This is a genomic window from Oribacterium sp. HCP28S3_H8, assembly GCF_052064775.1.
In the GTDB taxonomy this organism is placed as follows: domain Bacteria; phylum Bacillota; class Clostridia; order Lachnospirales; family Lachnospiraceae; genus Oribacterium.
Genome location: NZ_JBQHUZ010000008.1, coordinates 127,986 through 141,119, shown reverse-complemented (window position 1 = coordinate 141,119; position 13,134 = coordinate 127,986). Strand labels below are relative to the sequence as shown.

9 protein-coding genes are annotated in these 13,134 nt (G+C 47.6%); all 9 read right to left on the bottom strand.

Annotated elements, in window-relative coordinates; genetic code table 11:
* Positions 1-23 precede the first annotated feature (23 nt).
* The 9 genes from ACTNEN_RS10605 to ACTNEN_RS10565 all read right to left on the bottom strand — a co-directional run bounded on the left by ACTNEN_RS10605 (position 24) and on the right by ACTNEN_RS10565 (position 13,125).
* Entirely contained in the window at positions 24-530 is a 507-nt protein-coding gene (locus ACTNEN_RS10605; RefSeq protein ID WP_441206375.1) for a DUF1850 domain-containing protein, read from the bottom strand.
* Positions 523-1,590 (bottom strand): TAXI family TRAP transporter solute-binding subunit, encoded by a 1,068-nt coding sequence (locus tag ACTNEN_RS10600; RefSeq protein ID WP_441206373.1) that lies wholly within the window; start codon positions 1,588-1,590, stop codon positions 523-525. The genes ACTNEN_RS10605 and ACTNEN_RS10600 overlap by 8 nt, the downstream gene beginning before the upstream one ends.
* Positions 1,591-2,167: 577 nt before the next feature.
* The gene (gene ppdK / locus ACTNEN_RS10595; RefSeq protein WP_441206372.1) at positions 2,168-4,804 is read right to left on the bottom strand and encodes a pyruvate, phosphate dikinase; all 2,637 of its coding nucleotides are present in this window, start codon (positions 4,802-4,804) and stop codon (positions 2,168-2,170) included.
* A 178-nt stretch (positions 4,805-4,982) separates the two neighbouring features.
* Positions 4,983-5,684 (bottom strand): response regulator transcription factor, encoded by a 702-nt coding sequence (locus ACTNEN_RS10590; protein ID WP_441206370.1) that lies wholly within the window; start codon positions 5,682-5,684, stop codon positions 4,983-4,985.
* 132 nt (positions 5,685-5,816) lie between these two features.
* Positions 5,817-6,860 carry a sensor histidine kinase gene (locus tag ACTNEN_RS10585; protein ID WP_441206369.1) on the bottom strand — a complete coding sequence of 348 codons (1,044 nt, stop codon included), beginning with the start codon at positions 6,858-6,860 and terminating at the stop codon, positions 5,817-5,819.
* Between the two features lie 254 nt (positions 6,861-7,114).
* A complete protein-coding gene (locus tag ACTNEN_RS10580) occupies positions 7,115-8,509 on the bottom strand; it encodes a glycine--tRNA ligase (RefSeq protein WP_441206367.1) in 1,395 nt (464 codons plus the stop codon).
* 92 nt (positions 8,510-8,601) lie between these two features.
* Positions 8,602-9,252: a DNA repair protein RecO gene (recO, locus tag ACTNEN_RS10575; RefSeq protein ID WP_441206366.1), complete on the bottom strand. Its 651-nt coding sequence runs from the start codon at positions 9,250-9,252 to the stop codon at positions 8,602-8,604.
* Between the two features lie 3 nt (positions 9,253-9,255).
* On the bottom strand, positions 9,256-10,155 hold the full coding sequence (era, locus tag ACTNEN_RS10570; protein ID WP_441206365.1) for a GTPase Era: 900 nt from the start codon (positions 10,153-10,155) through the stop codon (positions 9,256-9,258).
* Positions 10,156-10,167: 12 nt separating this feature from the next.
* Complete coding sequence (locus ACTNEN_RS10565; protein ID WP_441206363.1) at positions 10,168-13,125, bottom strand: insulinase family protein; 2,958 nt, start codon at positions 13,123-13,125, stop codon at positions 10,168-10,170.
* Positions 13,126-13,134 lie beyond the last annotated feature (9 nt).

Sequence of the window (13,134 nt, the reverse complement as noted above, 5' to 3'; positions counted from 1 at the left end):
TACCTCCTTACGCTGATGTCTCCTCAAAGCCTGAGAAAATGCTTATAGGAAAACCTTACTTCAGCGTTTCGTCCGCACAAATCCCTTAAACTGATTCCCTCCCCATCATTGATCGTCAATGTATGGTCGGAAACCGTACCTACAAAATAGATCAGGTTGTCCATCCGCTTGTCAAATCCGGAAACAATCATGCTTCCATCATCTCCATACTCAAGAGTCTGGCCATCCTCCAGCTCTGTCTGAACACCTGCTCCAAATCCGTAATAGACTGTTTTTTCCACATAGATGCCATCCGGCTTCAGCGTGTAATAATCTATTAACGGACTCTTATTGACAGAATGTACAAAGCCGACACTAAATGTATCTCCATCCCCGACCGTATACTCCGCGTATACTTTGCCGGTACTGGCATTACTTAAGATCAGCCTGCCATGTCCTGCCGCATAAAAGATTATGGCGGCTGCCGCTACGATGAGTAACAGCGCAGCCGCCATAATCCACAGCTTTTTATGTTGATTTAACTTAGTCAACGGTTATGCCCTGCTCCTCATAGTACTTCTTAGCACCCGGATGGAACGGAACACTGATGCCCTGTACTGCAGCCTTGGCGTCAAGTGTCTCAAACTTGGCATGACCCTGTGCCAGTGCATCCTTATTGTCATACATTGCCTTGGTAAGCTCATAGATGACATCCTCGGAAACATTGTTGGAGGCGATCAGCGTAGCTCTTACGGAAACCGTCTTGGTATCTCCGTCAACACCCTTGTAGGTACCGCCCGGAATCGTGGTCGCAGTGTAGAAATTGTACTTATCCTGCAGCTTCTTGATATGATCATCATCCAGCTGTACGAGACTGATATCCTTGCTGGTTGCCAGATCTACGACTGCTGTTGTCGGAGCGCCGGCAACAACAAATGCCGCATCAATCTTGCCATCCTTAAGGGAATCGGCAGAATCACCGAAGGAAGCATTCACCACCTTAATATCATCAAAGGTCATGTCATATGCCTCCAGAATCTGCTTTGCATTAAACTCAACGCCGGATCCTGCATCACCTACGGAAACCGTCTTACCCTTGAGATCTGCAACGGATGCAATCGATGGGTCTGTGGTTACGATCTGGATCGTTTCGTCATAAAGACCGGCAATTGCGGAGAATGTCTCATACTTTCCTTCATCGGCAAACAGATCTGTGCCGGTGTACGCATAGTACATAACATCATTCTGTACAATTGCGAGATCCGCATCCTTATCGTCAATCAACTGAATGTTGGCCTTGGAAGCTCCGGTCGATGTCACGGTCAGGTGTGAAGATTTCATCAGAGGATTTAATACAGTTGCCATTACGCCGCCGACTGCATAATATGTACCGGTTGTGCCGCCGGTACCAAGGACCAGCTCTTCGCCGGATCCAGAAGTTGCCGCGCCGGCTGCTGCCGTGGTGGCTGTGGAGGATCCACCAGCTGCGGTCGTTGCCGCTGCAGATCCGCCCGCTGCAGTAGAAGCATTTGGTGTTGCGGATGAACCGCAGGCAGTTAACGCGCCAAGTGCCATGGCTCCGGAAAGTGTCAGTGCTAAAAGCTTTTTCATAAATTCCCTCCTGTCTTGAAGTCTTTATTGAAACCATCCAGTCTAAAAACAGTCTTAAAAATTCTGTCTTTAAATCGACTTCTGTAATTACCTGCTATAATAAGACGCAGAGATTGAATTGTCAATCCTTTGCAATAATTTTTATTTATGCATTAAATCACTCATAATATGCATAAAATACTTTATATATGCATATTAATTATCATAATAAGCATTATTTTGTGCTTTAATGATTATTTATGCTATTTTATATTAATAGACTCAGTGTCCTTATATATCATCACAAAAAGTTATGCTAGATATAATGTTTTCAAAGCTGCCTTGCGCTTTTTGCATTTTTCATGCTTTCAGTGTCTCTATGTCTGTAAATCAATATTTGTTTAAGGCTTTTATGTCTTTATTTTGTAAGATCAACTAGGTACCGGATCAAGATCCGAATCCTCATCCAATAAAAAAACAGAGGCACCCAATGGATACCTCTGTTTTTTATACCTTTTATAAGCCTATTGTCACGGACTGTACAAACATCTATGCCATATATCAGATGTTATGTTTGTGCTGAAATCCCGGTTCGGAATTACTTCCGCGGATTTCTGATGTTAGCCTGTGCTGCAGCAAGTCTTGCAACCGGTACACGGAACGGAGAACATGAAACGTAATCCAGTCCGATATCGTGGCAGAACTCTACAGAAGAAGGATCGCCGCCGTGCTCACCGCAGATACCGCAGTGAAGTGCAGGGTTCACCGGCTTGCCGAGCTCAATCGCCATCTTCATCAGCTTACCAACGCCCTTCTGATCCAGCTTGGCAAACGGATCCTGCTCGTAGATCTTGGCATCATAGTATGCGTTAAGGAACTTGCCGGCATCATCACGTGAGAAGCCAAATGTCATCTGTGTAAGATCGTTGGTTCCGAAGCAGAAGAAATCAGCTTCCTTGGCAATCTCGTCAGCAGTAAGAGCTGCTCTCGGGATCTCGATCATAGTACCAACTTCATACTTAAGGTCAACACCTGCTGCCTTGATTTCTGCATCTGCAGTCTCGACAACAAAGTTCTTGACATACTTAAGCTCTTTAACCTCGCCAACCAGCGGGATCATGATTTCCGGTACAAATGCGTTCCAGTCCGGATGCTCCTTCTTAACCTCGATTGCAGCGCGGATGACAGCCTGTGTCTGCATAACTGCAATTTCCGGATATGTAACGGTCAGACGGCATCCTCTGTGACCCATCATCGGGTTGAACTCATGCAGGCCGGAAATGATATCCTTAATCTGCTGTACCGTCTTGCCCTTGGCATCTGCAAGCTTCTTGATTTCTTCCTCTGTAGTCGGAACAAACTCATGCAGAGGCGGATCCAGGAAACGGATGGTAACAGGATCACCTTCCATGGACTCAAACAGAGCCTTGAAGTCACCCTGCTGATACGGCTCAATCTTCTCAAGAGCTGCTTCTCTCTCCTCAACCGTATCGGAGCAGATCATCTCACGGAATGCCTCGATTCTCTCAGGATCAAAGAACATATGCTCTGTACGGCAGAGACCGATACCCTGTGCGCCAAGCTCACGAGCCTTAGCTGCATCACGAGGAGTATCTGCATTGGTTCTTACTTCCATCTTTCTGTACTTATCAGCCCAGCTCATGATACGACCGAACTCACCGGCGATCGTAGCATCTACTGTCGGGATTACACCCTCATAAATGTTACCGGTAGTACCATCGATAGAAATGAAATCTCCCTCATGGAAGGTCTTGCCATGCAGTGTGAACTGCTTGTTAGCCTCATCCATTACGATATCGCCACATCCGGATACGCAGCACTCACCCATACCACGGGCAACAACGGCTGCGTGAGAGGTCATACCACCACGAACGGTAAGAATACCCTCAGAAGACTTCATACCGGTGATATCCTCCGGAGAGGTCTCAAGACGTACCAGAACGACCTTCTCTCCACGTGCATGCCACTCCTCGGCATCCTCAGCAGTAAATACAACTTTACCGCAAGCAGCTCCCGGAGATGCGCCAAGACCCTTGCCAAGCGGTGTGTTTGCCTTAAGAGCCTTCTGGTCAAACTGCGGATGAAGCAGCGTATCCAGGTTACGAGGATCAATCATGGCAACAGCTTCCTCTTCTGTTCTCATGCCCTCATCTACAAGGTCACAAGCGATCTTAAGAGCAGCCTGTGCGGTTCTCTTACCATTTCTGGTCTGCAGCATGTAAAGCTTACCGTGCTCAACTGTAAACTCCATATCCTGCATATCTCTGTAGTGCTCCTCCAGAGTCTTGCAAACTCTCTTGAAGTCCTCAAATGCCTGCGGGAACTTCTCTGCCATCTCCGTAATCTTCATCGGAGTACGTACACCTGCAACGACGTCCTCGCCCTGTGCATTGGTCAGGAACTCACCAAACAGACCCTTGGCACCTGTTGCCGGATCTCTTGTGAATGCAACACCGGTACCACAGTCATCACCCATGTTACCAAATGCCATTGACTGTACGTTTACAGCAGTACCCCATGAATACGGGATATCATTGTCACGACGATATACGTTAGCACGTGGGTTATCCCAGGAACGGAATACTGCCTTGATTGCGCCATAGAGCTGATCCTTAGGATCGGTCGGGAAGTCCTCACCAAGAGCTTCCTTATACTTAGCCTTGAACTGCTCTGCAAGATCATGCAGATCCTCAGCGTTAAGCTCCACATCCTGTTTAACACCTCTCTCTGCCTTCTTGGCATCGATCAGCTTCTCAAACTCGCTCTTGGAAACCTCCATTACGACATCAGAATACATCTGAATGAATCTTCTGTAAGAGTCCCATGCCCAGCGAGGATTATTGGACTTCTCAGAAAGTACTGCAACAACATCCTCATTAAGACCAAGGTTCAAAATGGTATCCATCATACCCGGCATGGATGCGCGGGCACCGGAACGTACTGAAACCAGAAGAGGATTCTCCTTATCACCAAACTTCTTTCCTGTAATCTCCTCAAGCTTGGCAATGTACTCCTTAATCTGTCCCATGATCTCGTCGTTGATTTCACGACCATCCTCATAGTACTGAGTACAAGCCTCGGTTGTAATAGTGAAACCCTGAGGTACCGGAAGACCAATGTTGGTCATCTCGGCAAGGTTTGCGCCCTTACCGCCAAGGAGCTCTCTCATGTTCGCATTACCTTCTGTGAACAGGTAAACCCATTTCTTAGCCATTGATTATCCTCCTAATCATTTTGCTATGTGTGTAATGCCAAAAAAATATCGGCAGGCATCTGCCCGCTTCGCATATTTTGACCATTCACTTTTGATTTTTGCCAGAAAAATAGGAAAAATCACTAGAAGCATTATAAACTAGTATCAAATTATAGTAAAGCATTTCACAATATTTTTACTACATCTTAAAGCGGTATCCCACTCCCCAGATGGTCTCGATGTACTGTGGCTTGGCTGTATTCATCTCGATTTTTTCACGGATTTTCTTGATATGGACGGTCACCGTTGCAATATCCCCTACCGAGTCCATCTTCCAGATTTCCTTAAACAGCTCTTCCTTAGTGTAGACATGATTGGGATGCGAAGCCAGGAAATATAAAAGATCAAATTCCTTGGTTGTAAACGGTACCTCCGTGCCATTGACCCAGACTCTGCGTGCAGTCGCATCAATCTTTAAGCCGCGGATCTCGATGATCTGATTTTCCTCCTTGACGGATCCGCGCAGTCTCTCATAACGGGATAAATGCGCCTTGACTCTTGCTACAAGCTCCGATGCGGAAAACGGCTTGGTGATATAATCATCCGCGCCCAGCCCGAGTCCGCGGATCTTATCAATATCCTCCTTTTTAGCAGAGACCATGATAATCGGGATATCCTTATGCTTCCGGACCTCCTTGCAGATATCAAATCCATCCGTTCCCGGCAGCATGAGATCCAGGATAATAAGGTTATATGGGGTAGTAAGTGCTTTTTCCAGTCCCTTAGTACCATCCGCCTCAAGATCTACTTCAAATCCGGAAAGCTCCAGATAATCCTTTTCCAGCTCCGCTATAGAATCCTCATCCTCCACAATCAGGATCCTTTTCTTGTCCTCATCCATTCTTTCTGTCCCCTTTCTGCTGCTCAGATGCAGATACGTCATCATAAGGCTTTTCAAACCTTCTGACGCGTCAAACCATAAAATGAAAAATAATAAGCGCCTGAAGACTCTAATGTTCGTCTTAAGCCTATCCTACGAAATGACCCGGTGGATATATTTCCGGAGCACAAAATGTATCGTAGTACCCTCGCCCTCTTTACTGCTCGCCCAGATGCGTCCACCATGATCCTCAATGATTTTTTTAACAATCGAGAGACCAATCCCGGACCCTCCGGTCATGGAGTTGCGGGAGGAGTCCGCCCTGTAAAACCTCTCAAAAATATAGGGGATATCCTTAGGGGCAATGCCCTTGCCGTTATCCCCTATATTTACCTGGATATAGTCGCCGGCATCCTCCACATGGATAGAAATTCTGCCAGGAGTTTTATCCATATATTTTACAGAATTGGAAATGATATTGTTGATGACCTTATTGAGCTGCTCCGGGTCCGCAATCATTTCCACCCCATCTTCCACTTCATTTTTATACTCAAACGTAAATCCACGGGACTCCATATCCACACCAATCTCATCCGCGCAGTCAGCAAAATACTCTCCGACATTGATATGCTGGAAATCATACGGAATCCGGTTGGTCTCGATTTTGGCATAATAATTCAGCTCATCGATGAGGCGGTTCATATCATTGGCTTTGTTGTAAATTGTCTGTATATATTTCAGCTGCTTTTCCGGGCTTCTCGCGATGCCATCCAGGATTCCCTCGGAGTATCCCTTGATCGCAGTAAGCGGCGTTTTTAAGTCATGCGCGATGTTGGAAATCAGCTCCTTGTTTTCCGTATCATTACGGATTTTCTCCTCCTGGGTTTCCTTGAGACGGATCCGCATCTGCTCAAATGCCTGCATCAGCTCTCCAAATTCATCGTTGGTTTCCGCTTCAAGTGTAAAGTCCAGATCTCCGGACTCAATGCGCTTTGCGGCAGCCTTAAGCTCATCTACCGGCCGCACAATCCCCATATAGATCCAGCCGACCAGAAACACACCGGCCAGCATCAGGATTCCAACATTCATTGAGATCGTTGTGATTTCCCTTGTCGAAAGATACATTAAAAGAATCGGCAGCAGCGTACTCACACAGAAGCTGACTCCGACTCTGCCCATAAGCCCAATCTGTTTCATGAAATTCCGTTCCTTATCCTTGGTGATCCTTGGTATTTAAAAGAGACATATTTACTATATCACAAACTGACACGGAGACGGAAACATCTCTATCCGGAAAAAGCAGAAAAACAGAATCAAAAAAACTGCACGCTGAGATCCATCATCACTCATCGTGCAGTACACTATGCTCTATGAAATTGTCATGTTTTGATTGTCATGCTCTGATTGCCATGACTCTGACTCCACCTGTATCGTTTTGAACAACGTGACAATCAGTATGCAAGCTTCTCTTCAAAATAGCTCTTTAATTCTGAGATCGGGATCCGAACCTGCTCCATGGAATCTCTTTCACGGATAGTTACAGCGTGATCGTTCTCAGAATCAAAATCATAGGTAACACAGTATGGAGTACCAATCTCGTCCTGTCTTCTGTAGCGCTTACCGATATTTCCACGGTCGTCGTACTCTACATTCCAGTACTTGGCAAGCTCATCATGGATTGCCTGTGCAGGCTCTGCCAGCTTCTTGGAAAGCGGCAGAATCCCTACCTTGACTGGAGCCAGTGCCGGATGGAAATGAAGCACAGTTCTCTCGTCGCCGCCCTCCAGCTCCTGCACATCATATGCAGCACAGAGGAATGCAAGCGTAACACGGTCTGCTCCGAGCGACGGCTCAACAACATATGGAAGGTAATGCTCATTGGTCTCATCATCAAAATAAGTCATATCCTGGCCGGAAACCTCCTGATGACGGGAAAGATCATAATTGGTCCGGTCTGCAATGCCCCAGAGCTCACCCCATCCAAACGGGAACAGGAACTCAAGATCTGTCGTTGCCTTGGAGTAGAAGGACAGCTCTGCCTTTTCATGATCTCTTGCACGCAGCATATCCTTAGGCATGCCAAGATTCAGAAGCCAATCCTGGCAGAACTGCTTCCAGTACTTAAACCACTCCAGATCCGTATCCGGCTTGCAGAAAAACTCCAGCTCCATCTGCTCAAACTCTCTGGTACGGAAGGTAAAGTTACCCGGAGTAATCTCATTACGGAAGGACTTACCAATCTGTCCGATACCAAACGGAAGCTTCTTGCGGGAGGTTCTCTGTACATTTTTAAAGTTTACAAAAATACCCTGTGCTGTCTCCGGACGGAGATAAACGGCATCCTTGGCATCCTCGGTTACACCCTGGAAGGTCTTGAACATGAGGTTAAACTGACGGATCCCGGTGAAATTATGCTTGCCGCAGGATGGACACGGAATCTGATGCTCCTCGATGAACTGCTCCATCTGTGCATTGGTCCAGCCGTCTGCTGATCCACCGATATCAATCCCGTTTTCTGCTGCAAAATCCTCGATCAGCTTATCAGCACGGAATCTCTCATGGCACTCCTTGCAGTCCATCAGCGGATCCGAGAAGGATGCAAGATGTCCGGATGCGATCCAGGTCTGCGGATTCATAAGGATGGCGCAGTCGATACCGACATTGTACTTGGATTCCTGGATGAACTTTTTCCACCATGCTTTCTTGACGTTATTTTTAAGCTCAACGCCCAGATTTCCATAGTCCCAGGTATTGGCAAGACCACCATAGATCTCAGAGCCCGGGTAAACAAATCCTCTTGACTTGGCAAGAGATACAATGGTGTCCATAGTGTAATTCTTTGGCATTTTTTCCTCTTTCTGCTGCCGGAGTGCAGCTTCATGTGTAAAAGACTTCTGAAACTATACATCAGTTTTGCGGAAATAGCAATTATCAATCCTCAGCTCCCGAGGGTTTTGAGGATTTCAAGGCTCCGGAAGCTATGCGGCAATGCCTCTCTCAAGAGGATGTCCACATTGGCAGAGAACTCCTTAAGTACCTCCGGCTTTAAAGTAAAGGTGTACAGGCGCAGCACCGGTGTATCTAAAACAAACTTCCAGGCAAAGCTGCAGGCAGGGCTCGCTTCCATCGGAGGAAGCTCTGTATACTCCCCGTTAAGATACAGCATACGAAGCTCATAGACCCTCCGGACCAGCTCGTCCGGGATGTTGGGCGAGAGAACCGCCTTTAAGGATACATAGACAAGGTTAACCATCTCATCCGCTTCCAGATTTTCCTGTGCCATATAATCCGCAAGCTCCAGGATATACGAGCCATAGCAGGCATTGACAAGATCCAGCGCAATTTCCTCAAAATACTGATGTACCTTGACAGAGCGCAGATTGTATCCGCTTCTGCCCTTGCCGAGCCGGAAGGTTCCGAATACAAAATTCCGGGTCGGTGCCATCAGTGCCGAGCCTGGTTTTTTGGCTCCGGATGCCCATACCGTAATTTTGCCAAGCTCATTGGTAAGCAGGGAGAGGCGCTTATCATAGTCCCGGACCGGCGCAGACGACAGCACAACGCCATGCACTTCAATTTCCTCTGTCATACATCAGTCATCTTCCTGATATCCGTATTCCTTAAGATACGCCTTGTTTTCTCTCCAGTCCTTCCGTACCTTGACAAAAAGCTGGAGATTGACCTTACCCTGAACCAGGTCCTCGATCTGGATCCGGGCGCCTGTCCCGATATTTTTAATCATGGAACCGCCTCTGCCGATGATGATGCCCTTATGCGCATCTCTCTCGCAAACGATGGTGGCCTTGACATCCCATAGTCCGTTGGAGCGCTGCTTCATTTCATCAATCAGCACTGCAATGCCATGCGGTACCTCGTCCCGCAGCTTATAAAGTGCCTGCTCCCGGATGAGCTCCGCGGTAATATCCCGTATGGACATGTCTGTGACCGTATCCTCGTCATAATAGCGCGGTCCCTCCGGTAAATACCGGAAAATACAGTCCTTGAGTTCCTCGATACCCTTTTTCCGGTATGCGGAAACCTGCACAACCTCCTGGAACTCCACCTTGGACGTGTATTGCGCGATAATTTCATCCAGCTTTTCCGGATTTTTCATGGTGTCGATTTTATTGATCACCAGGATCTTTTTCTTTTTTGAATGCTTCAGAATTTCAATGATACGCTGCTCTCCGGCTCCGATATAATCCGTAGGCTCTACCAGCCAGAGTACGAGATCCACATCGCCAAGTGCCTTTTCCGCAACATGCTCCATGTACTCTCCAAGCAGATTTTCCGCTTTATGGATACCAGGCGTATCATGGAAAACGATCTGTCCTCGTGCATCATCATAGACTGCCATCACCTGGTTTCTTGTGGTCTGCGGCTTCCTGGAGGTAATGGCGATTTTCTGACCTACAATTGCATTCATCAAGGTAGACTTACCGACATTTGGTCTCCCGACCAGCGCGACAAATCCTGATTTTGTTACTGCCATGATCCTACTCCCTTACTGAAAGAGATCCTCAATGGTATAAAAGCAGTCCTTCGCTGCGTCCACCATAGCGGCTCCGCCAATTGTGCATCCGGCTCCTGTTGCAAGAGCCTCGGCAGCATACGGTGCAAGCTTCCGGATATCCTCTACCGTAGCTGTAAGAACTTCCTCTCTCTCCTGCTGCAGCATTTCATTGGTCACGCCGGATAAAAATGCGCTGACGGAAAGGAGTGCCTGTGTATAATTTGTTTTCGGCGTATCCAGCTCGGAAATCGCGCCGATCACATATTTTGTCATATCTCTGTCCGAGCACCGGAAGTCTGCGAGATACTCCGGGAGCTTCTCATAGACCTTAAGCGTCTCCCGGAGATTCGGATCCCTGTAGGAAACAAAATACGCCTCTCCGGAGCGTCCGAAGCCTGCCATGCATCCATAGGCTCCGCCCTTTACCCGGAGATTGCTCCAGAGATACTCAAAGTTCAGGATATTTTTAAGCACCTTAAGTGCACCGGTATACGGATGCTTTGCCGGATCATACCATCCCGTCCGTGCCACATAGTTGATCTGGGAAGGTGTACGGAAGCCTTCATTCCGATTGCCGGACAGCTCAATCTGCGGATCCTGCTCTTTGGCACCGCTGACCTTGGGGAGGTTGAGGATCTCTCTCATAAGACTTCCCTCCCGGTCATTTCTCCGGAAGCAGTCTCTGAAGGCTGCAAACTCCCTGCTAAATGCTTCATATCCTGTCTTTTCGGCTCCGATGGATACAAAAAGATTATCGATACTGACAATCTTTTCCGCAACCTCCGAGAGCTTCTCCGTAAAGCCCTCCGGATCCTTGTCAAAACTCTCTACCGCATCCACAATGAAACGGTAATACGCAATCCCTCCTGTAAGGTCCTGATAACGTGCCGTACCGGAAAAATACGAGGTGGAACGATTGACTGCATAGGTATGTCCTGATCCCTCAATGCGCATTCTCTCCCGGGATCTTGCTTCATTCAGGATCTCCTTCATTCGCTTCCGGTCACTGAATTTGGTGGTATGCAGGATCTCGTCGATGATCTTGAGTCCATACGGAATTTCCGGATACAGGAGCTTGATGTCCACGCTGAAAATACCAGTATAATAGTTATAATGGTTAAGATCCGGGTACGCATTGGCATCAAACTGGATACCGCCGGTGTGGAGCAGCACATCCGAGCTCAAGTCCTGATATGTATGGTTTTTGGTATCCATATAGCCAAAGACCGTCTTTAAAAGCCCTGCGTAAGGCAGCTCCTCCTCAGTAAGTCCGGAGGTGTTAAAATTAAAGCGAAGATATGCGATACCCCGGCTGTCAAGCTCTGTAAACAATACCTTACTGCCGTAAAGCTCGTTTACCGTGTAATTGATCTGATCCGCCTCCTTGCGGATATCCTCTCGTGTGAGGAGCGGCAGCTTCCGGAGCTCCTCCTCCGGCGTCGGAGTTTCCTGATACTCTTTCATTTCATGGGTGTCACGGACAAGCTTGCTGATTTCCGCAGCAGAAAGACTCTCCTTATACTGGTGCAGTCTCTCCTTAAGCTCCAGGTCCCTCTTTTCCGTGAGCCCCTGCTCCGGCTTCAGCGTCACCAGCGCAGCATGCGTGTTATTAAGCAGATACTTCTCCATGAGTGACTCAAAATATCCCTTGCTTACGCCATCTCTCAGCTCCTTATAAATGTGCTCGCACTCGAGATGTGTCCATGGTTTCCCATCATAGAGCCAGGCATCCATCGCTGTCAGTGCATATACAAGTCCCTTGGGTGTCCTGCCGTAATCCGCCTCGCGATACTGGAACTCGTCGCGGTTAATTGCGGCAAGCAGCGTTTTCTGATCCAGCCCGTCCTTTACAAGCCTTGCAAGTGTATCCCGGATAGTCTTAATGAACCGCTCCTTATCTGAAGCTTCTGCATTTTTAACGGTAACAGTAAAATATGGCTGCAGAATCCCGTCCTCATATCCTCCAAAGACATCCTCTCCGATACCTGCATCCAGGATTGCCTGCCGAAGCGGCGCCCCGGGTCCGGAGATCAGCGCATAATCCAGCACATCAAATGCCATGCAGAGCTTCGGATCCAGATCATCCTTGACAGAAAGATTATAGGAAAGATAGGTTCGATTGTTTAGCGCCTCATGCTCCCCGATCGGGTAAACCATCTCCTCCTCGTGCATTTCTGTGAATGCTTCCTGCCTCGGAATCTCGGAATCCGGATTGATGGCATCATATGCCGAAAGGTACGCTTCATCCAGCCATGCAAGTTTCTTTTCCATATCCATATTTCCATATAAGATGATATAAGAATTGGACGGATGATAATATCTTGCATGGAATGCACAGAAGTCCTGATAGCTCAGTGTCGGGATGACCTCCGGATCGCCTCCAGACTCATTGGCATAGGTGTTGTCCGGATACAGCGCATGGAGAATGTATCTCTCCAGTACGGATTCCGGGTTGGAAAAAGCTCCCCTCATCTCATTGTATACAACTCCATTATACCTGAGCTCTCCGTCTGGAGCATCCAGCTCATAATGCCAGCCCTCCTGACGGAATGTCCACTCATTTTTGATGCAGTTCGGGTGCAGCACGGCATCCATATAGACATCCATGAGATTGTCAAAATCCTTATCATTGGTAGACGCAATCGGATAAACCGTTTTATCCGGATACGTCATTGCATTAAGAAAAGTATTAAGAGAACCCTTGGCAAGCTCCACAAACGGATCCTTGAGCGGAAATTTCTCCGAACCGCAAAGTACAGAATGCTCTGTAATATGCGCAACTCCGGTGGAATCTGCCGCGGGTGTCCGGAATGCAATACTAAATACCTTATTGACATCCTCGTTTTGCATGGTCAGAATCCTCGCACCGGATTTCCGATGACGGTATACCACCATATCGGTCCTGAGCTCCTCGATCTGTCGTTTTTCTATCAGTTCATATTGTTTCATGCATTTCTC